At 70.2% G+C, this 21,109-nt stretch carries 15 protein-coding genes and 1 pseudogene; 12 read left to right on the plus strand and 4 right to left on the minus strand.

Annotated features, from left to right (window positions below):
- Positions 1-36 precede the first annotated feature (36 nt).
- The gene (gene cobN, locus ABEB28_RS24140; RefSeq protein WP_345730471.1) at positions 37-3,714 is read left to right on the plus strand and encodes a cobaltochelatase subunit CobN; all 3,678 of its coding nucleotides are present in this window, start codon (positions 37-39) and stop codon (positions 3,712-3,714) included.
- A gap of 3 nt (positions 3,715-3,717) precedes the next feature.
- On the opposite strand, the gene ABEB28_RS24145 is transcribed toward cobN, so the two are convergent.
- Entirely contained in the window at positions 3,718-4,020 is a 303-nt protein-coding gene (locus ABEB28_RS24145; protein ID WP_345730472.1) for a hypothetical protein, read from the minus strand.
- Positions 4,021-4,197: 177 nt separating this feature from the next.
- On the opposite strand from ABEB28_RS24145, the gene mtnK reads away from it, so the two are divergent.
- The 4 genes from mtnK to mtnB are packed head-to-tail and all read left to right on the plus strand — an operon-like array spanning position 4,198 to position 7,842.
- Positions 4,198-5,403, plus strand: a complete 1,206-nt coding sequence (gene mtnK / locus ABEB28_RS24150) for an S-methyl-5-thioribose kinase (RefSeq protein ID WP_345730473.1) — start codon at positions 4,198-4,200, stop codon at positions 5,401-5,403.
- Entirely contained in the window at positions 5,400-6,446 is a 1,047-nt protein-coding gene (locus ABEB28_RS24155) for a translation initiation factor eIF-2B alpha/beta/delta subunit family protein (protein WP_345730474.1), read from the plus strand. Before mtnK ends, ABEB28_RS24155 begins: the two co-directional genes overlap by 4 nt.
- Positions 6,443-7,210: an acireductone synthase gene (gene mtnC, locus ABEB28_RS24160; protein ID WP_345730475.1), complete on the plus strand. Its 768-nt coding sequence runs from the start codon at positions 6,443-6,445 to the stop codon at positions 7,208-7,210. Before ABEB28_RS24155 ends, mtnC begins: the two co-directional genes overlap by 4 nt.
- Positions 7,207-7,842, plus strand: a complete 636-nt coding sequence (gene mtnB / locus ABEB28_RS24165) for a methylthioribulose 1-phosphate dehydratase (RefSeq protein ID WP_345730476.1) — start codon at positions 7,207-7,209, stop codon at positions 7,840-7,842. Before mtnC ends, mtnB begins: the two co-directional genes overlap by 4 nt.
- Here mtnB and ABEB28_RS24170 read toward each other — a convergent pair.
- Positions 7,823-9,000 (minus strand): annotated as a pseudogene (locus ABEB28_RS24170) (MFS transporter). The gene mtnB and the pseudogene ABEB28_RS24170 sit on opposite strands and share 20 nt — an antisense overlap.
- 87 nt (positions 9,001-9,087) lie before the next feature.
- Between ABEB28_RS24170 and ABEB28_RS24175 the strand changes: the two are divergent.
- The gene (locus ABEB28_RS24175; protein ID WP_345730565.1) at positions 9,088-9,993 is read left to right on the plus strand and encodes a LysR family transcriptional regulator; all 906 of its coding nucleotides are present in this window, start codon (positions 9,088-9,090) and stop codon (positions 9,991-9,993) included.
- On the opposite strand, the gene ABEB28_RS24180 is transcribed toward ABEB28_RS24175, so the two are convergent.
- Positions 9,923-10,810: a helix-turn-helix transcriptional regulator gene (locus ABEB28_RS24180; RefSeq protein ID WP_345730477.1), complete on the minus strand. Its 888-nt coding sequence runs from the start codon at positions 10,808-10,810 to the stop codon at positions 9,923-9,925. The two genes, ABEB28_RS24175 and ABEB28_RS24180, sit on opposite strands and share 71 nt — an antisense overlap.
- A 101-nt stretch (positions 10,811-10,911) precedes the next feature.
- Between ABEB28_RS24180 and ABEB28_RS24185 the strand changes: the two genes are divergently transcribed.
- From ABEB28_RS24185 to ABEB28_RS24210, 6 genes are all read left to right on the plus strand, one after another.
- Positions 10,912-11,655, plus strand: a complete 744-nt coding sequence (locus ABEB28_RS24185) for an SDR family oxidoreductase (protein WP_345730478.1) — start codon at positions 10,912-10,914, stop codon at positions 11,653-11,655.
- Between the two features lie 106 nt (positions 11,656-11,761).
- Positions 11,762-14,110: a TIR domain-containing protein gene (locus tag ABEB28_RS24190; RefSeq protein WP_345730479.1), complete on the plus strand. Its 2,349-nt coding sequence runs from the start codon at positions 11,762-11,764 to the stop codon at positions 14,108-14,110.
- A gap of 63 nt (positions 14,111-14,173) precedes the next feature.
- Positions 14,174-16,015 (plus strand): SCO2524 family protein, encoded by a 1,842-nt coding sequence (locus tag ABEB28_RS24195; RefSeq protein ID WP_345730480.1) that lies wholly within the window; start codon positions 14,174-14,176, stop codon positions 16,013-16,015.
- A 2-nt stretch (positions 16,016-16,017) separates the two neighbouring features.
- Positions 16,018-16,932 carry an SCO2523 family variant P-loop protein gene (locus ABEB28_RS24200; RefSeq protein ID WP_345730481.1) on the plus strand — a complete coding sequence of 305 codons (915 nt, stop codon included), beginning with the start codon at positions 16,018-16,020 and terminating at the stop codon, positions 16,930-16,932.
- Positions 16,929-17,906: an SCO2522 family protein gene (locus tag ABEB28_RS24205; RefSeq protein ID WP_345730482.1), complete on the plus strand. Its 978-nt coding sequence runs from the start codon at positions 16,929-16,931 to the stop codon at positions 17,904-17,906. The genes ABEB28_RS24200 and ABEB28_RS24205 overlap by 4 nt, the downstream gene beginning before the upstream one ends.
- Positions 17,893-19,269 (plus strand): SCO2521 family protein, encoded by a 1,377-nt coding sequence (locus ABEB28_RS24210; protein WP_345730483.1) that lies wholly within the window; start codon positions 17,893-17,895, stop codon positions 19,267-19,269. Before ABEB28_RS24205 ends, ABEB28_RS24210 begins: the two co-directional genes overlap by 14 nt.
- On the opposite strand, the gene ABEB28_RS24215 is transcribed toward ABEB28_RS24210, so the two are convergent.
- The gene (locus ABEB28_RS24215; RefSeq protein ID WP_345730484.1) at positions 19,240-21,102 is read right to left on the minus strand and encodes an SCO2524 family protein; all 1,863 of its coding nucleotides are present in this window, start codon (positions 21,100-21,102) and stop codon (positions 19,240-19,242) included. The genes ABEB28_RS24210 and ABEB28_RS24215 overlap by 30 nt on opposite strands.
- Between the last annotated feature and the right edge of the window lie 7 nt (positions 21,103-21,109).

Below are 21,109 nucleotides of genomic sequence, written 5' to 3' on the forward strand. Positions count from 1 at the left end.
CGACCCGGGGCGCGGACCCCGAGTGAGGACCCCTGCGTGATTCTGCTGCTCTCGACCTCCGACACGGACCTGCTCTCGGCGCGGGCCAGCGGAGCTCCGTACCGCCTGGCCAACCCCGCTCGGACCAGCGTCGACGACCTGCCGGAGCTGCTCGACGGCGTCGACTTGGTCGTGGTCCGCATCCTCGGCGGACGCCGGGCGTGGGAGGAAGGCTTGGACGCGCTGCTGGCCGGGCCGCGGCCGGTCGTCGTACTCGGGGGCGAGATCGCGCCGGACGCGGACCTGATGCAGCTGTCCAGCGTGCCGGCGGGCGTTGCGGCGGAGGCCCACGGGTACCTCGCCCAGGGCGGCGCGGCGAACTTGGAGCAGCTCCACAACTTCCTGAGCGACACGGTCCTGCTCACCGGCCTCGGCTTCGCGCCTCCCGTCGACACCCCGACCTGGGGTGTCCTCGAGCGCCAACCGCGGACCGCAACCGATCCCACGCCGACCCCGGTGGGAGAAGGTCCTGCCGCAGAGACCACAACGAGGTACGGAACCTCAGCAGACGTTCGGAGACGTACTGGTCCGTGCATCGGTGTCCTGTACTACCGAGCGCACCACGTCGCCGGGAACACCTCGTTCGTCGAGGCGTTGTGTGACGCGATCGAGGACGCAGGCGGCCAGGCGCTCCCGGTGTTCTGCGCCTCGCTCCGAGCGGCGCCGGCCGAGCTGCTGCGCACGCTGGAGCGCGCCGACGCCCTGGTCGTGACCGTGCTCGCGGCCGGCGGCACGAAGCCCGCCACCGTCAGCGCCGGCGGCGACGACGACGCCTGGGACGTGGGCGCGCTCGCCGCGCTCGACGTCCCGATCCTGCAGGGTCTGTGCCTGACCAGCAGCCGCGAGACCTGGGCGGCGAACGACGACGGCCTGAGCCCGCTGGACAACGCGACCCAGGTCGCGATCCCGGAGTTCGACGGCCGGATCATCACGGTCCCGTTCTCGTTCAAAGAGATCGACGCCGACGGGCTGACCGTCTACGTCGCCGACCCCGAGCGGGCCGCCCGGGTGGCCGGCATCGCGGTGAAGCACGGTGCGCTGCGGCACATCCCGGCCGCCGAGAAACGCATCGCGCTGATGCTCTCCGCCTACCCCACGAAGCACGCCCGGGTGGGCAACGCGGTCGGCCTGGACACGCCGAAGTCCGCGGTGAAGCTGCTGCAGGCCTTGGCGGACGCCGGGTACTTCCTCGGAGACGGCCTCCCGGGCGTGGAGGCGCAGGACGGCGACGCGCTGATCCACGCGCTGATCAAGGCCGGCGGGCACGACACCGCCTGGCTCACCGAGGAGCAGCTCGCGTCGAACCCGGTCCGGATCCCGGCCGCGACCTACCGCGCGTACTTCGAGTCCCTCGACGAAGATCTGCAGCGGAAGATGCTCGAGCACTGGGGCGAGCCGCCGGGTGAGCTCTACGTCCACGACGGCGACATCGTGCTGGCCGCCCTGCGCGCCGGGAACGTCGTCGTGATGATCCAGCCGCCGCGTGGTTTCGGCGAGAACCCGGTCGCGATCTACCACGACCCGGACCTCCCGCCGAGCCATCACTACCTGGCCGCCTACCGTTGGCTGGCCGCCGAGTTCGGCGCAGATGCCGTCGTCCACCTGGGCAAACACGGCAACCTGGAGTGGCTGCCCGGCAAGACCGTCGGAATGTCCGCCGCCGACGGTTCCGACGCCGCGCTCGGTGATCTGCCGCTGATCTACCCGTTCCTAGTCAATGACCCGGGCGAGGGCACGCAGGCCAAGCGGCGCACGCACGCCACGCTGGTCGATCACCTGGTGCCCCCGATGGCCCGCGCCGAAAGCTACGGCGACATCGCCCGGCTGGAGCAGCTGCTCGACGAGCACGCGAACATCGCGGCGCTCGACCCGGCCAAGCTGCCCGCGATCCGCGCCCAGATCTGGACGCTGATCCAGGCCGCGCGTCTCGACCACGACCTGGGCCTCGGCGACCGCCCGCACGACGCGGAGTTCGACGATTTCATCCTGCACGTCGACGGGTGGCTGTGCGAGGTCAAGGACGTGCAGATCCGGGACGGGCTGCACGTGCTGGGGCTCGCGCCGGAGGGCGAGGCGCGGGTCAACCTGGTGCTCGCGATGCTCCGCGCCCGGCAGATGTGGGCGGGTCAGGTGGCGGCCCTGCCGGGTCTCCGTGAGGCGCTCGGCCTCTCCGAGGCCGGCGACGAGGCTCGCGTCGACGTCGACGCGATCGACGCGATCGCACGCTCCCTGGTCGCGGAGATGGACGTGCGCGGCTGGGATCCCGCCGTCGCAGCCGAGGTCACTGCGTCAATTCTGGACGCGACGCCGAGCGCCGCCGCAGACGCGGACCGGGCGCTCGTCACGCGGGTGCTGGAGTTCGCGGCGAACGAGGTGGTGCCGCGGCTGAGCAAGACCACCGACGAGCTGGACCACGTGCTGCACGCCCTGGACGGCGGTTACGTCCCGGCGGGCCCGTCCGGCTCACCGCTGCGCGGTCTGATCAACACGCTGCCGACCGGCCGCAACTTCTACTCGGTCGACCCGAAGGCGGTGCCCAGCCGGCTGGCCTGGGAGACCGGCTCCGCGATGGCCGACTCGCTGCTCGCCCGCTACCGGGAAGAGGTCGGCGACTGGCCGCGCTCGGTCGGGCTCTCGATCTGGGGCACCTCGGCGATGCGCACCGCCGGGGACGACATCGCCGAGGTTCTCGCGCTGCTCGGCGTCCGCCCGGTGTGGGACGAGGCCTCGCGGCGGGTGAACGGACTCGAGGTCATTCCGGCGAGCGAACTCCAAAGGCCCCGCGTCGACGTCACGATCCGGATCAGCGGCTTCTTCCGGGACGCGTTCCCGCATGTCGTCGCGATGCTGGACGACGCCGTGCAGCTGGTCGCGGCGCTCGACGAGCCGGACAACTACGTCCGGGAGCACGTCCGCGCGGACCTGGCCGACCACGGCGACGAGCGGCGCGCGACCATGCGCCTGTTCGGCTCGAAGCCGGGCGCCTACGGTGCCGGGCTGCTGCAGGCGATCGACAGCCGCACCTGGCGCGACGACAAGGACCTGGCCGAGGTCTACGCGGTCTGGGGCGGGTTCGCGTACGGGCGCGGCCTGGACGGCGTCCCGGCCCGGCCGGACATGGAGAGCGCGTACAAGCGGATAAACGTCGCCGCGAAGAACGTCGACACGGCTGAGCACGACATCGCCGACTCCGACGACTACTTCCAGTACCACGGCGGCATGATCGCGACGGTCCGCGCGCTGACCGGGCAGGCCCCGAAGGCGTACATCGGCGACAGCACCCGCCCGGACGCCGTCCGCACCCGCAGCCTGCACGAGGAGACCGCGCGGGTGTTCCGGGCCCGGGTGGTCAACCCGCGGTGGATCGAGGCGATGCGGCGGCACGGGTACAAGGGCGCGTTCGAGTTGGCGGCGACCGTCGACTACCTGTTCGGCTACGACGCCACGGCCGGCGTCGTCGCGGACTGGATGTACGAGAACCTGGCCGCGACGTACGCGCTCGACCCCGAGAACCAGAAGTTCTTCACCGAGTCGAACCCGTGGGCGCTGCACGCGATCACCGAGCGGCTGCTCGAGGCCGCGAACCGCGGGATGTGGGAGCACCCGGCGGACGAGACGCTGGCGGCGCTGCAGGAGCTGTACCTCGCCACCGAGGGTGACCTCGAGGACGAGTGAGGCTCAGCGGGCGGCGCGGTCGCTGAACCGCCGGACCGGGTCCACGACGTTCAGCAACGTGGAGCTGCACTCGGCCAGCGCGCCCTGCACTGCCCGCAGCTCCTCGGCGGACGGCCCGGCCACGTCCTCGACCGCTTTCGCCATCTCCGCGGCCGAGGACGAGAGCTGCAAGGTCGTCACGGCGAGCGCCCGCAGGATCGCGGGCGCGTCGACGAGGACGTCCGACTGAAGTACTCGTGCTAGCGCAGTCGCGTCACTACTCAGAGTATTGGCCAACTCCGTGACGGCGTCCCGCGCGACATTCATGCAGCGATAGTGCCTCGTGAGTGCTACACCGCGCGCCCCTCAAACGGTGGGCATAAGCCGCGAATCGTCGTGGTTGTCCGGGAGGTGGGAGGCCTGGTGGGCGGTCGGCGTGCCGCGAGGGAGACTGCATACGGTCGAACGGCTGACCAGCCATGACACGTCCGACGAGGGAGGCCCATGACCGAGCCGGTGGTGCTCGAACCCGCCGAGGTCTGGGCCTATTTGGTCGGCCGGGAACTGCTGCCCGCCGATGCCAGCGGTGTCGTGCGGGAGGTCGGCGACGGCAACATGAACCGGGTCTTCGTGGCGATCCCGGACGACAGCGCGATCGCCGGCCTCGCGGTCAAGCAGGCGCCGCCGTGGATCCAGAAGCTCGGGCCGTCGGCCCCGATGAGCCCCGAGCGCGCCCTGATCGAGGCTCGCGCGCTCCGTAGGTTCGCCGAGTACGCCCCCCGCCAGACGCCGCGCGTGCTGGATGTCGACCCCCCGCGGTTCGCGTTCACGATGGAGGACCTCTCCGACCTCACCGTCCTCCGCACGGCCCTGAACGACGGCGCCGGCCTGGGCCGCACGTCCGCGGAGGTGGGTGAACTCGTCGGCCGGGTCACGTTCGCGACCAGCGTCGCCGGCGCGACACCGCAGGCCCGTGCCGCGCTGCTCGCCGACTCGGTGAACCCGCTGCTCGCCGAGGTCACGCTGCAATATCTCCTCGGCGACCCGTTCACGACGGCCGAACACAATCACCACCATCCGGCGCTGAACACCGCACTCCAGAAGCTCCGCAGCGACCCCGCCGTCCGCACCGAACTCGCCACCCTGCGCGCGGACTTCGGCGGGAACGCCCAAGCCCTCGTCCACGGCGACCTGCACAGCGGCAGCGTCATGGTCGGCGTCCGCAAGGGGGAGCCGGTCGTCCGGGTGATCGACCCGGAGTTCGCGATGGTCGGCCCGATCGGTCTGGACCTCGGGCTCTACCTGGCCAACGTGGTGATCGCCGCGGTCCGCGCCTACGCCCAGGGTGACGCCGAGCGGGGCAACGACCACGTCCTGTCGATCGCCGACTGCTGGGACTCGTTCTGCGCCGCCTGGCGCGAGGGCTGGCCCGGTCGCGTCGATCCGCTGCTCGACGACGGCTGGCTGCTGCGCCACCTCCGGGGCGTCTGGCACGACACGCTCGGTTACGCGGCGGTCGAGCTGGTCCGGCGAGTGGCGGGCTACTCGCACGCGTCCGACCTCGAGACGCTGCCCGACCCCGGGCCGGCGTCGGCGGTCGTGCTCGGTCTGGGCCACAAGCTGCTCGTGGACCGCGAGATCTGCGGTAGTCGGCCGGATCCCCGCGCGCTCGCGCACCTCGTCAGTACCTCGTGGGAGGCCCAGCAGTGAGGCCCGTGCTCGACGACAGCGTCCGCCTGACCGACGAGGGGGTACGGATCCTCGACCGCCGGGTCTTCCCGGCTCGGCAGGAGTGGGTGCTCGCCCGCTCCGCGGCCGAGGTCGCGACCGCGATCCGCGAGATGGTCACGCAGAGCTCCGGTCCGTTCTACGCCGGGCTGGCCGGCCTGCGGTTGAGCGCGCGCCTGCACCGGGGTTCCTCGCTCGAGAAAGCCCTCACTGCTTTGGCGGACGACGGTCAGCTGCTCACCGTCGCCAGGCCGACCAACAACCACGTCCGGGACGCCGTCCGCGAGGTCCTCGCCGCGGTGGACGCCGCCGCCCCGACCTCGGCGGACCAGGTCGCGCAGATCGTCGAGGCCGAGGCTGCCCAGCTCGAGGCCGCCTACCGGGGCGGCAGCGCGGAGCTGGGGCGGCTCACCGCGGGCCTGCTGCCGGACGGCGCCCGGGTGCTCACCCACTGCTGGATGGACGCGTACCTGATCGGGCTGGTGCAGGAGGCTTCGCGCGCCGGGCGGCAGTACGAGTGGGTCGTCACCGAGACCCGCCCGTACCTGCAGGGCGCACGGCTCACCGCGCACACGCTCGCCGAGATGGGGCAGTCGCTGACGCTGGTCACCGACTCGACGGCGGCGTCGGTCCTGGCCGGTCAGTCGCGGCTGGGCCGACTCGACGCGCTGGTCACGGCCGCGGACCGGGTGACGATGGACGGGCACGTGATCAACAAGGTCGGGACGCTCGCCCACGCCGTGGCGGCCACCGCGTTCGACGTCCCGTTCTACGCGCTGGTGCTCGCCCCGGACCCCACCGCCGCCACCGCGTCCGACGTCGTGATCGAGGAGCGGGACGGCGCAGAGGTGCTGTCCACGCTGGGGGAGCGCACCGCGTCGCCGCTGGTCGAGCGCGGGTACTACCCGGCGTTCGACGTCACACCGCCCCGGTTCGTCCGGCGGATCGTCACCGACCGGGGCGTCTTCGAGCCGGCCCGGGTCGGCGAGTACCACGGCACCACCGAGAAGGAGCACCGTTCATGACCGCCCATCCACTCCCCACCTGGACCGCCCGGGTGGTCGTCCTCGACATCGAGGGCACCACCAGCGCCGCCGGCTTCGTGCAGGGCGACCTGTACGACTACGCCAGGCCGCGGCTCCGGCCGTGGATCGAGTCGCACGCGGACGACCCGGCGATCGCTGATGCGGTCGTGGCCATCCGCGCCGAGGGCGGGCTGGCCGAGACCGCCGACCTGGACGCCGTCCTCGCGGTGCTGCACGGCTGGATGGACAGCGACGTCAAGGCGACGCCGCTGAAGACGATCCAGGGCCAGATCTGGGCGGCCGGATTCGCCGCCGGGGAGTTGTCCTCGCACTTCTTCGACGACGTCGTCCCGCGGCTGCGGGAGTGGCACGGACGCGGAGTGCGGCTCGCGGTGTTCTCGTCCGGATCGGTGGCGAGCCAGGTCCCGTGGTTCCGGCACGCGGACGCCGGTGACCTGACGCCGATGATCGACGCGTACTTCGACACGGTCAGCGCCGGGAGCAAGCGGGAGGCCGGCTCGTACGAGAAGATCGCGTCCGCGCTCGGCGTCCCGGCAGGGGAGGCGCTGTTCCTCACCGACCTGCCCGCCGAGCTGGACGCCGCCCGTGCGGCCGGCTGGCAGGTGATCGGCGTCCGCCGGGAGGGCGAGCCGAACTACGCGGCCGACTTCGGCGACCACACGGTCGTCGACTCGTTCGCGGAGATCCACGTGGAGCCCGAGGCGGACGTGCGCGCCGAGGACGTCGCCGAGGACCGGGCATGACGGGCCCCGATTACCGCGTCGAGGCGCGCGGCGTCCTGGAAGCCGCCGGAAAGGCGCTGGCCGCGGAGTCGGCGCGGTTCGCCGGTATCGGGTGGATGCGTGGGACCTCCGGCAACCTCTCGATCGTGCTCAACCGGAACCCTCTGCGGCTCGCGGTCACCGTCAGCGGCCTCGACAAAGGTGAGCTGACCAGTGCGGACGTCGTCGTCGTGGACGAGTACGGCCGGGCGGTGGAGGAGCAACCCCGGCCCGACCTGATCCCGTCCGCCGAGGCCGAACTGCACGCGCGGGTCGCGTCGCTGTCGGGCGCGGGCGCGGTGGTGCACGTCCACGCGCTGCAGGCCGTGCTGGCCGGGCACTGGTGGCCGGACGGCATCGAGCTGCGCGACCTGGAGATGCTCAAGGGCATCGGGCGGCTCGCTCACGACGAGACCGTCGCGATCCCGGTGGTGCCGAACTCGCAGGACATGAAGGTGCTCGGGGACGACGTCGCGAAGGTCTTCGACCCCGGCGTGCCCGCGGTCGTCGTCGCTCGGCACGGCATGTACGCCTGGGGCCGGGACCTGCTCCAGGCCCGTCACCACACCGAGATCGTCGAGTTCCTGCTCCAGTTCAAGGTCGAGACCCGGTAGGCAGCAGCGCCGGGGTGGCCAGCAGGAGCAATCCGGCGACCCCGATCGCGGTGCGGGTGTCGCTGACGGAGGCGAGCAGTCCCCACAGGACGGTCGCCGCCGCGGTCAGCGCGTTCCGGGTGACCGACCAGGCCGAGAGCACCCGGGCGACGTAATCGGCGGCGGTGTGTTCCAGCCGGTACGCGGCGAGCACCGGGTTGAACACGCCGATGCTGGTGATCAGACCGAACTCGACGACCATGACGAAGACGAGCCCCGCCGTTCCCGGCCCGATGAACACCAGCGCGATCGGCCAGCACGCGCGGAGCGTGCCGGCGGTCAGCAGCACGGCCCGCTGCCCGTACCGGGCGACGAGCGGCCGGGCGAGCCGGGAGCCGATCAGCCCACCGAGGCACGGGACGCCGAACGCCAGCCCGTACTGCCAGGGCGCGAAGTCCAGCTCGGCGAGGAGTCGCACCGCCAGCAGCGGCGCGGTCGCCATGATCAGCGTGTTGACCAGCACTGTGTTGAGGAACAGCGGCCTGAGCCGAGGGTGGCCGAGCAGATAGCGCCAGCCCTCGGCGATCCCGGCGGCGCCGGGCGGGCCGGTGGCTGCGGTTCCCGATCGCGGATCGCGGCGATCCCGGTGGCGGAGAGCAGGTAGCTGACGCCGTTCAACACCACGGTGGTGAGCGGTCCGAACGCGCCGACCGACCAGCCTCCGAGCGGCGGGCCGAGCGCGGTCGCGGTCCACAGCGTCGACTCGAACCGGCTGCTGGCGGTGAGCAGGTCGGCGGGGCGGACGAGCGCTTTGAGGTAGGCGCCGCTCGCCGCCATGAACGCGATGTCCGACGCGGCTACCGCGATGGCCACGCCGACGAGGTGGCCGAACGTCAGGGCGTCGGTAGCGAACGCCAGTGGCAGCGACGCCAACGCCCCGAAGCGGACCAGGTCGGTGCCGATCATCACCGGACGCTTGCGCCGGAACTCGACCCACGGGCCGGACGGAAGCGCGATGAGCGCCCCCACGGCGGTTCCGGCGGCCGCGAGGAGCGAGATCTCCAGCGCGCTGCTGTCGAGCACGAGCAGTGCGATCAGCGGGAAGGCGTCCAGCGCGAGGTAGGTGCCTGCGGTGCTGGCCGCGTACGCCGTCCAGAGCAGGGTGAAGTTGCGTCCCATCGCCGGGGATGAGACAGCGGGTGGCGCAGCGGGAGCAAACAACCAGGCGTAGTCCGCGGTACAACCGCAGGTTGTACCGTGAGGTCCGTGCACCTGGACGCGGTACGGACGGTGGTGGCCGTCGCGGAGGCCGGCCAGTTCCGGGACGCCGCTCTCGACCTGGGCGTCACCCAGCAGGCGGTCTCCAAACGGATCGCCGCGGTCGAGACCGAACTCGGGGTACGGCTGTTCGTCCGGACTCCGCGCGGTGCGGAGTTGACGGCCGACGGGCAGGCATTCCTGCCGCACGCCCGGGAGGCGCTGGACGCGATGGCGCGCGCGATCGCGTCCGTGCGCACGGGCGGCCGGGCCCTGCGGATCGACGTCTTCGGTCGTCGGTTGGCCCCGGCGGACCTGCTGCAGGCGTTCCACCGCGCTCACCCGGACGTCGAGCTGGAGGTCGTGACGCTGCCGACCGCGGACAGGGCGGTCGAGGCCGTGCGGGCCGGTCGGGTCGACGCGGCGTTCCGAGCGGTGGCCGGTGCTCCGGACGGGCTGGTCGCCGTGCGGGTGTTGGACGAGCCACTGGAGCTGCTGACCGGACCGGACCACCCGCTCGCCGGCGCGGGCGAGCTGTCACCGACGGACTTGGCCGGCCACCGGATCTGGGTTCCCGGTCTCGTCGACGGAGCCGAGTGGACCGCGTACTACGCCGCGTTCGCCGCCGCGTTCGGGCTGACGATCGACGCGGACGGGCCGAACTTCGGCCGCGAGGACGCGCTCGACCGGGTGGGTGCGTCCGCCTCGCTGGCGACGATCGGCGGAGCGGGGCTGCGAGTGGACTGGAGCGCGCGTCCGACGTTGCGGCGGATCGTGTTGCGCCGCCCGACCCCGATCTACCCGTGGTCGCTGGTGTACCGGGCCGGCACCGTCCACCCCGGCCTCACCGCACTCCGAAAGCACCTCGGCTCTCCTCGGGTGCTCCCGGACTCGTGGACGCCGTGGCCGCCTTGACGTCGGCGAGGCGGCGGAAGACCTGGTGGGTGGGCGAACCCGGCTCGGCACAGTAGAAGATCAGCCGCTGACCGGTCTCCGGGATCTGGAGCACCTGGCACTCGAACTCCAGCTGCCCGAACAGCGGCGACACCACCGACTTGACGATCCGGCGCCGCTCCTCGACGTCGTGCGCCGCCCACATCTCCGCGAACCGGGCCGACGTGCCGAGCAGCTCAGTGACCAGCCCTTCGATACCCGGGTCGCCCGGGTACCGCGCGTAGGCGGCACGCAGGTCCGCGATCGTCGAGCGGGCGAACGCCTCCGCCGACTCCTCGTCCCAGTGCGGGTCGTCGTCCGGTCGGCGGAACATCCAGCGCACCATGTTCCGGTCGGCCTCCGGAACCAGCGAGAGGTCGCTGATGAAGTGGATCGCCAGGTCGTTCCACGCGAGCACGTCGTACTTCGCGTCGACCACGTAGGCGGGCACCTCGGACAGGCTCGCCAGCAGGTACCGAATAGCCGGGGTCAGCTCGCGCGCCGGGCGGATCACGGTCGGCGGGTTCTCGCCCGCGACCCGGAACAGGTAGTCGCGCTCGTCCCGGTTGAGCATCAGCGCGCGGGCGAGCGCGGAGAGCACCTGTCGGGACGGGTTCGGGCCGCGGCCCTGCTCCAGCCGGATGTAGTAGTCGATCGACATGCCGGCCAGCTGGGCGACCTCCTGCCGGCGCAGGCCCGGCGTGCGGCGTCGGATGCCATCGGGCAGGCCGACGCCGGCGGGCTTCAAGCGCGCCCGCCGGGCTCGCAGGAACGCGGCCACCTCGTCGCGCGAGTTCATTGCTCCAGCGTGCCGCAGGGGCCACGGCCGTGGGTGGTACCGCCGATACCAGGTTCTTCGGGTCTCTGTCGGCCGCGTCCGCCGCGGCGCAAGGTCGGGGCATGACACACATCGCTTTGATCACCGGCGCCAACAAGGGCATCGGCTACGAGACGGCCCGTCTGCTCGGTGAGCAGGGGATGACCGTGCTGCTCGGAGCCCGCGACGAAACACTGGGACAAAAGGCGGCCGAGACGCTGGGCGCGACCTTCGTCCAGCTCGACGTCACCGACGACGCGTCGATCCGGCGGGCGGCGGACTTCGTCGAGGCGGAGTACGGACGGCTCGACGTCCTGGTCAACAACGCCGGCATCATCGGCGACCTGGCCGAGGCCCGCGGGTTGCCGAGCGGCGTCACCCGGGAGGCGCTGCGCCAGGTCTTCGAGACGAACGTCTTCGGTGTGGTGGCGGTGACGAACGCGTTCCTCCCGCTGCTGCGCCGCGCGGACGCTGCCCGGATCGTGAACGTGTCCAGCGAAGTGGGGTCGGTCGCAACGGTCAGCGACCCGGAGAACCCGCTCTACCAGCTGGTCGGCATTCCGTACCCGGCGTCGAAGACGGCGCTGAACATGGTGACCGCGATGTACGCCAAGGAGCTGACGGACACCCCGATCAAGGTCAACGCGGCCAACCCCGGCTACTGCGCCACCGACCTCAACGGGCACGCCGGCTTCCGGACGCCCGAGCAGGGCGCGTCGGTGAGCGTCGCGCTGGCCACCCTGCCCGAGGACGGTCCGAGTGGTCAGCTGTGGGGTTCCCTGACGCTCGCCGGCGGGACCGACACGAACGGTGCGCTGCCCTGGTGAACCACGTTCTGCCCGCCCGATCCGCACTGCCCGCCTCGGAAACCGAGCTCCAGGCCGGAGCTCGCTGACTACTGTGGTGGAGGGGCGTCGGGACGGGGGCGCGGTCGTGGTCGAACGCAGCGTGTGGGTCAGCCACGCGGAGCACGATCACCCGTGGGCCGACGGGCTGGTCACCGCGCTGAACGCCACGGGTGTGCCCGTCGCCGGAACCACGTGGTGTGGTGGGCCGCTGCGCGCGTCTTTCACCGGTGTCGTTCTTCCGCTGCTGTCGCCCGACTACCTCAACAGCCCGGTCGCCGCCGCAGAGCTCACTCTCGCCGGGGACCTGGTCAGGAGCGGCTCGACGTGGCTCCAGCCCGTGCTGATACGTCGGGTTGTCGCTCCGCCGCTGCCCGACGGCTGCACGCCGATCGATCTGAGCAGCGTGCAACCGAGCGAGGTCGAGCAACGGCTGCGGAACGTCGTCGACCGGGTGCACGAGTTGCTGACCACGCCGCCGCAACCGCGGGCGACAGCGCGTCGTGGCGGCGTGGTCGGCCAGCTCCGGGCCACCCTGTTGGCGGCGCCCGAAGATCGGCCGCTCGCCGAGCAAGTCGCGCTGACTCTGCGGTCCGCCGGCCCGCTCGGAAGCCTCGCGTTGGTGCTCGTCGGGGACGATCGCGGAACACTGCGTGATCCGGGCCGAGTCCTGCTGATGTTGATCACCAGAGCTCTGATCAACTCCGGTGTGTTGGAGAGCCGACCGCTCCTCGCTGCGCTGCGGCGGCAACGCGGTGGCGCGCTCACCGTCCTGCCCGTCATCGGCGGCCCGGTCTCCTGGCACCAGTCGTCGATCCGTCACTTACCCCCGTTGCCACGTGGCGGGCGTCCGCTGACCAGTTGGGAGAGCCTCGACGAGGCGCTCCAGAGCGTCGCCCATGGAACTGCTCTGGCGTGCGCGGAGATCGAGCGTCGGTCGCGGGAAGCTCCACAGCCCGCCCCTCCCGAGGCCGTGCCTGATCGGCCCGTCCACCTGGTCGGCCAGGTGTTCCGGCGAAGTGGAACGCCGGAGCACACATTCGTCGAACCACCGGAGTTCCACCGGGTGACCTTGTCGCTCACCGAGCCAGGGCGAAGCGTCGTTTTCCAGGGCCCCTCCGGAATCGGCAAGACGACGCTGCTGGAACGGGCTACGGGTGCAGTCGGCTTCCACCTCGTCGACCTCGACGTCATCGCGGGCGAGGCGGTCGACGCAAGGCAGATACGGCGTATTCGCTCCGCCTCGACGCCAGTCGTGATCGACGATGCTCATCGCATCCCGGTGGAGGTGCGCGATCTCGTGGCAGCCGAGATCAAGGCCTGCGCCGACGCCGGGGGCCCTCGGAAATTAGTGCTGGTCGGCTCGTCCGGGGTTGCTACGTACTTGACGGCGAGCCGACCCGATTTGATCACTCGGCTCGACGTCTACTCCCTCGGGCGGGTCGACGACGAACGGATCCTCAGCCTGATCAGGCGAGGTGAGCAAGCACTCAACGTCTCGTTCACCCAGCGGGACGCGATCGTCCGTACCGCAGCCGGCAGCCTGCTGACCGCGCAGATGCTGTGCTGGGAGTTGGCAGCGTCCGCCGGAATCAGTGGCACGACCGCGATCCACACGTCGGTGAACACGGATATCGGGCTGGTCATCGAGCATGTGCTTCGCGTCTGCCAAGAGCGCTACGGGGCAGTCATCCGCGCGTTCGTCGCGCTGGACGGGCCGCGCAAGATCGGTTGCGCTCGACTGCTGGTGGCGTTGTCACAGACCGAGGACGGCGTGCTCCAGCTAACGGACTCGCCGTCGGCAAGGACAGTCCTCGACGCGGGTGACCGGTTCGCTCCCCACCTCTGGGTCGAGCGAGGTGCCGGACTTCTTCTTGCGGAAGACCCGCAACTGGTGTTCTACCTTCGCCGCCTGACGCTGGAGACGCTGGCGGCTATGGCTGGTAAGCGCGTCCCACAACCACGAGACCAAGTCCTGGTCTGGCACAGCGAGGCCGACGCCAGAATCTGGCGGGAACTCGCCGGCGAACTGGACGAAAACCTCGCGGTCGACGTCTGGAACGAGTCACGGATCGTGAGCGGCGATCGCTGGCGAAGTGAGTTCGCCGCCGCGCTCAGCAGGGCGACGGACGCGGTCGTGCTGGTGGGGCCGGGCTTGCTCGCGTGGCCCCAGGTGGAAGGTGGCGCGCTGCCGGGCCTACTGGCCGAGGCCGCTGACGACGGTTGTCACGTACGAGCCCTCGTGACTCGCCCTGGGCTCCCGGCGGACCATCCCTTCGTGCGCTACCTGCCGGTCGGTCCGCCGGTGAAGCCGCTGAGCATGCTCCGGCCGGCGATGCGTGGCGACGTGTGGCGACGGCTCGTCCGCGCGTTCGACTCAACCGGTCGGGCTGCGGCGACCGACGACCTAGCGCGCAGCGACGACCTACCATCGTGACGTGGGGAACGCGGATCTGACCCGCCGACACAGGAGCGCTCCGATCGATCGCGCGAGGTGGCGATGAAAGTCCAGCCACGACAGCAGCTGCTCGACATCTGGCACGGAGTCGCTCGGCACTCCTATGCGGATGGTGAGTGGCGATGGGGCTTTCGAGAGGGGCGGAACTCGGTCAGCGACGCCGAGCAGCTGCTCTGCCTGATGTATCCGGCAGCGGAGATCGCGTCGTTCAGTCTGGAACGGCCTGACCACACCTCCGACGACGTCCTCCATGCGCTGGCACGCCTCGGCAGTAGCGTCGAGATTCCCCGGACGCTGGTCTCGGCCCTGCTGGACTACATGCAGACTTACTCCCACGACGGAACACCGCTGTTTCCCGGGGGCAGCTACTTCGGGGCGGAAGATCCGGGCCGTGAGATCACCGAGGAGCAACGCGGTCTGGACGTGGTGGAGGCGTTTGCGAGCTCGATCCAGCTGTCGCTCGCCACGCTGGCGTTCGCGAAGGTGTTCCGGACCGTGATCACCCGGCGAGACCTTCTGGAGGCTGTGAACGACCTCGAGTCGCTGGCCGGGGCGCGGCTGAGCGCAGCCATGGTCGGTCTCCTGCGAAGCTTCAGCGTTCAGGTGTTCGAGTCCGGATCGCTGGCTGCCCAGTCGCTGGTCGGCATGCTCAACCAGGCGAACGAGCCGGAAGGACGCGTCACCGAGGCGCTGCGGGAATCGCTCGGTGAGGTTCGGGCCGGCCTACGAGATCTCTCGGTGGGGTCCGGTCACAGCGGGGTGGACCTCGACGATCCGACGCTTCTGTTCGAGTGCGGGTGGTCGTGGGGAATCGTCCGGGAGGCTCCTCGGATCGACACATCCGAACCGATCGGTTTTCAGCCGGAAGGGTTGGCGCCGAACACGCCCTACCTCTACTTCACGGTGAGCGCGCTGGAGAGCATCCGTGATCTCAGCTCGGAGCGCACTCGGTTGCTTGGTCTTCTCAACGAAGAGCAACAGCGGTTCGCCAACGCGCTCCAACTGCGGTGGGACCTCACCCAGCGGTACTGGGCGACGATAGCGACGTTCGGGGCGGGGCGATGGCCGATCGAAGACGTGCCGTGGCGCACCTCGGACGGTGAGGAGTCCGAGTACTTCACCCTGCTGGTCACGTCGATGGTCGCGCACAACTTCGAGCGGAGACGGGCGGGGGAGGCGGACCTCGCGCGAGTGACCCAGGTACTCGGCGAACTGGCCAGCCGCGGTCGGATCACCCGCCGAGCGCTCGCGGACGACACCGCGGTCATCCGGCTGCACGCGCCGGGGGTGGCGCTAGCCCTCCCGGGCAGCGAGAAGCTCGGGTCGTCACGGCTCACCTGGGTGGTGACTGACTATGCGGTGGTATTGCTGGGCCACCTGGCCCATCTCGCGCGCCAGTCCCGCAGCACTGAGCTGCGCGGTGAGATGCTGGAGTTGATCGACAGCACCTGGGAGCACCTGCATCAGCGCCGGATGACCAAGGCCGGTGGTGGGTCGCTCTGGGACGATCCGAGCGCGATCTTTCCAGGACTTCCGCCGCCGGTGAGCGAGAAGCCATCCTGGTACTACACCCAACGCGTCGTGAAGGCGCTGGTTCAACTGGCCCGCCTAGCCGCGAGCTCTCCGCTGCGAAGTGAGCGCTTGACCCAGTACGCGATGGACTTGTTGCTCGAGGCCGAGCACGCCTTCGACCAGGAGCTTCTGAACGGGTCGATGGAGGCCGGACCGTCGATGCAGTACAGCATGCGGCAAGTCCGCGCACGACTCCGCCGCGCGCGAAAGATCGTGCCGGAGCGTCCGGGCTCGGCGTCCGCGCTGGCCTTAGCGGTGCTGCGTGACCTGGATCTTCTCGTCGCAGCTCGGCAAGACGCAGGGATTGGGTAGTCGTGTTGGTGTTCGCAGCGTCCGACAAAGGAGGCACCGGCCGATCGGTGACCGGTTGCAACGTCGCTCTGCGGTGCGCGCTGGGCGGCGACGACGTCAGCTACGTCGATTTCGACTTCGGGTCGCCGACGTCGGGCGCGATCTTCGGGATCAACGAGGCGGCGCGCGGCGTGACCGGTGGACTGCACTCTTACCTGGTCGACCAGGTAGCTGAGCCGGCTCGGCTGGATGTCTGGTCGAGGTCCGACCGCGACGAAGTGCGCGACCGGCCGCGCGGGGCCGGTCAGCTCGTGCTGTTCCCGGGTGACGTCGGTGGCGGCGAGTTCCCGCGCACCGACGCCGTCGTCGAGCGGTGCGTGAACCTCTTCTTACGACTGGACGAGGAGTTCGACCTCAGCGTGGTGGACTTGAGCGCCGGACGGTCGTACGCGGTCGAGATCGTGCTGGCCGCGCTTCGCGCCCCGGCGCTGGCATCGGTTCCTTGGCGGTGGCTGATCTTCCACCGGTGGACCCGCCAGCACATCATCGCCGCCGCCGGCTTCCTCTACGGCCATCGGGGCCTTCTGGACAACGCCGAAGCCTGGGGACATGACCACCACCGGCTGCAGAACAACGTCCGGTTCGTGCGGACCGCCGTGGTCGATCCGGACTCGGAACAACTGGCGGGTCTGCGCCCGGCGCAGATCGCTTGGCTTCGAACGACGAACCGGGAACTGGCCGAATTGGCCGTCAGGCACCGGCTCGGGCGCAGCTCAACGCTCGGATCGGTACCGCACGAACCGGTTCTCCAGTGGCGGGAGCAGTTGCTCCTGGATGACGACGTCTGGGCTCGTCAGGTCGCCAACCAGGCCACCGTCGAGGCGTTCGAGGACCTCGCCAAGCGTCTCACCGACGATGCGAGCTGGGAGGGTCTGTGACGGCGTCTCTCACCCCGGCGAGCGCTCCCCGTCCAGTACCGCTCTCCCACCTCTCCGTCGAGTTGGCGCACGTCTCGCTGGAGGACTTCAAGGCCGACCAGACCGTATTGGTGTCGCACTTCCAGGCGGTGCGTCCTTGGGTGGAGGCTGCGATCCAAACCTACGCGCCGGTGCGGATACGGCCGCGGATCAGCACCTGCGTGCTCGTCGACGACTACTTCAACCGGTTCGACTCGCCCGCGGACGTGTTGCCGGCCGTGCTGGACGCCGCGAGAGCGGCCGGCCTGACCGTCGACTACCTGGCGCGCACGTCCGGCTGTGTACGAGCTGATGGCCTCGAGCTGGCGGCGCTGGTCCTGGATCGACTGGTTCCCGATCCGCCACCCGGTACCGACGGGTCACGGCCACCGATGACCGAATCGGGCTGGCTCAGCAACGGCCAGCGTTCGCCCGCCGACGTCGGTCAGGCGATGTCGGCTGCGCCGCAGTGGAGCCCGCCGGTGCAGAACTCGGCGCGGCGCGACTCGGTCTTCGTTGACCACTCGATCTTCGTCGACATCGAATTATGGGAGAGCGAGGGAGAGCGTCGGATCTGGTCGCGTTCGTTCCTCGCGGCAGTCTGGCAGCTTGTCCGTCTCGGGCTGCTGCGCTATGGCGATGAAGCGGTAATGGAGCCCCGCGCCTTCGACGGTGCCTGGCCCGACGACTGGGACGTCCTGCCGCCCCTGCTGCGCCTGGATCCACACGCCGCACCGTTCTGCGCTATTCGCACGTTCTCCGTGCGCGCGAATCGGTGGCTGGAAGTGGATCATGCCGTGCGTACGATCCTCGACCAGGTGTCGATCGATGAACGTGTTCTCGCGCTCGCCCTCGCTGGTAGCGCACGCCTCGCTGGCGAGGCGCTGTGGCTACCCGAGCGAATCGTCGACTGGGTCTCGTATGCCCATATCGGCTACGTCGATGGACCGGCGTGACATCCGGGCGCGCGGGGCGCCGCTCCTGATCGGCGAGGTCCGTACTGGTCTGTTGCAACACTCCACTCCGGTCTCGGCGGCCGACGCGACAACGCTGCTCGGGCTTCGCCGCGGGGAGGTGCCTCGGGTGCGAGCGGACACGGCGCCGAGCCGGATCGTCTCTGCACCGGGACTGATCGGCGTCGATTGTTGGATCACCTCCGGCCCGCAGACCAATCATCGGTTGGTGGGCACCGTGGTGGCGACCGCCACGCTCGTGGGAGGCCAGCTGTTACAGACGTCCTCGTCGGGCGCGATCACCGGAGGCCGCGGCCCACGGCGAGAAGTGTGGGCCCATTACCTGTTCCATCCCGGCCGGTTGGAGATCGTCGGCGGGGACCCGCACGGCTCGCAGCTCGCCGACGCGTTCGTGAACGCCGCCAATGGCGGACCCGACCTCGGTTCGATCGCCGACAACCTGATGAGTTCGGTGCAGCGCGCCTCGTTGCTCGATCGGCGGCCGTTCCTACGGGCGAGCCGAACGCAGCTGCGATGGGTGCTCGACCCGACGATCGACGCGTCGGAGAGCGTGGTCGCCTCCGCGCCCCGGCCGCACGCCGTCGCGCTGCAGGTGCGCTCCGAACGGGTGAGCGCAGCGGAGATCGCCGACCTGATGGAAGACCTCGCGATGCGGAACTGGCTTCTCGCTGCGGCTGAGGACCTGGCCGCTCGAGCGGCGACCGCCGACCGAACGGTCCGCACCCGAGAGCACCTACGTGCACTCTGGGGGCCGAGGGATCACCTCACGGACGCCGCCGGGGTGCTCTGGGCATCGGTTGACGAGCGTCTCGGGCTCACCCGGCGTTGGGTGCGGAGCACGGCGGCCAGCCGGCCGGTGCGCCCGACGAGGAAACTCCCGGTCCGGGAACCGTCGCCGAACGGGGGCGGCATCTTCATCAGTTACCACAGCGCGGACGCGGGCTACCTCGCTCGTCTGCTGGCCGTCCGGCTGCGGGAGACGATGCCGGGTCGCACGATCTTCCTCGACGTCAACGAGATTCCGCATGGTGCCGACGTCGAGCAAGCCATCGACACGGCGCTCGCCCGGACCAGCACCATGGTGGTGCTGGTCGGTCAGGCCTGGTCGGCGGGGCCTCTCGGCGAAGGACTCGGCTGGCTCACGACGAGTCTCGTGAGAGACGAGATCGCGGGTGCGTTCGCGCGAGGCATCAAGGTCGTGCCGGTGACGCTCGACGAGGCCAAGCTGCCGCGCCCCCACGAACTCCCGGAAGAGTTGGCCGCCTTCGGGCGCATCAACCCGATTCCGGTGCATTACCGGTCTCTGGATTCCGACCTATCCACTATCGTCGCCGCGATGGAGTGAAGTCCCGGCGAGGTTTTGCCCGTTCTGGGGTAGCGCATCGAGCTCGAGGAGCAGATCGCTGGCTAGCGCCGCTGCCGCCACTGGGTGCTTGCGGACCAGCGTCCGGGCACGGCGGAGGGTGGCGCGGATGCGCTGGACCCGAGCCCGGCTCGCCGCCGGGTCGGCCCGCGGTCCGACGAGCAATTCCTGGTCGAACAGGTGCTCCGCCTCGGCGAGCAGATCCATCGCGAGGTCGGCGGCCGGTTCGCTGCGCAGCGGCGCGTCTTCGATGACGGAGGCCAGCAGCACGAGTCCTTCGCTGACTCGGTTGGTATGCGACCACGACACGCGGTCGGTCAGCGTGAGATTCGGGAAGACCACGCCGGGCTGATCCCACAGACCGCAGCCCGGTCCGTCGGCGAGCCTACGGTCGGCCAGATGGCGCCAGACCTCCTCCACCAGGGTCAGAGCGTCCCCGCGCAGTTCGAGCGTTCGGGCCTGGGCAGCGACCGTGACGGCGCCTTTCAGGAGCAGCATCGCGAAGTCGGCCGCCTGCCACACCAGCCGAGGCCCGCCACCCTCCTCTGCGCCCTCCAGCGCTATCGAGACCCCTGGTGAGTGCACCACGGTCGCTCGATCGTCGCGGGCCGGTCGACGGGTGACCCGCGCCCGACTGGCGAGTTCGACGAGGATCTGGTGCACGCGACGCAGGTCAGTGTTCGTCCCACTGCGGCGCTGCAGATCTTGAACGACGACGGAGGTCAACAAGAGGGAGTAATAGTCGGATTCGGTTCCGTCGGTGGTTCGCCAGGGGAGGTCTTCAAGCGGCCAGCGCGCAGCATCTGATGGGTCGAAGCCGGCTATCGTCGCCCAGTATTGACGGGTCAGGTCCCACCGGATCTGCAGCGCCGCGGCAAGCCGCTGCTGCTCCTCGTTGAGCAGCCGAAGCGCACGGGTTCGCTCCGAGAACAGATCGGCGGCGCCGGCGAGGGCCTGGATCGTGAAGTAGAGCGACGGGCGGCTCACCGCGGTACCGGCCCGTTGAAGGCCGACGTCCTCGTAGGTCTGGATCTCCGGGGCATCCTCGACGATGCCCCACGACCAGCCGCACTCGAACAGAAGGTTGGGGTTGTCGAGGTCCACCTGACCGGAGCCGATGTACAAGTCTCGGAGCCCGGCCCGAACGTCGGTCAGCGAGGACTGGAGCTGGTCCACCACGCGGCTCTCCGGGGCGCCGGCTCGGCTGAGCGTGCCGAGCAGGGTCCGCCAGGGCTGCGACCCGACCTTGAAAGTGTTGACCGCGAAGCTCCGGAGTAGGCCCACCATCGCGGCGGACAGCCGTTGGCTCGCCAGCTGCTCCAACGCATCGACCTCGGCGTGCAGTGCTGGACGCGTCAGCCGAGCCCGGAACACCCGGACGAACCCCAGCGTGACGAGGCTCAACGTCATCGAGATCGAGAACGACACCACGACATGGAGTTCTCGCTGCTCCGAGGTGACCTTTCCACCTCCGCCGCCTAGGAAGTAACTATCGCCCGAGAAGTCCGGGGTGCCTGAGTCATCGACGTAGGTACGCATGTACTCGGTCAGGATCCGCACGAGCCGCTTGGGGATCTCGATGTGATCGCCCAGGAGGCGCAGCGCGTCGAGCACATCCGGCTCGATGTCGTCCGGGCTGTCCAGTTGGAAGGCCCGGATGGCGGACGCGGGATACAGCAGGCAGAGGATCTGTTCGGCGTCGCTGATCGAGTCGCGACCGTGAGGTCCGCCCCACTGCCACTCGCTGTCGCCAATGGACTGCTCCACCGTCGCGCGCCAAATATCCAGGAGTTGCTGCCGCGGCTGTACGCGCATCTGTGTC

It is taken from the genome of Cryptosporangium minutisporangium (assembly GCF_039536245.1).
Taxonomy (GTDB): Bacteria; Actinomycetota; Actinomycetes; order Mycobacteriales; family Cryptosporangiaceae; genus Cryptosporangium; species Cryptosporangium minutisporangium.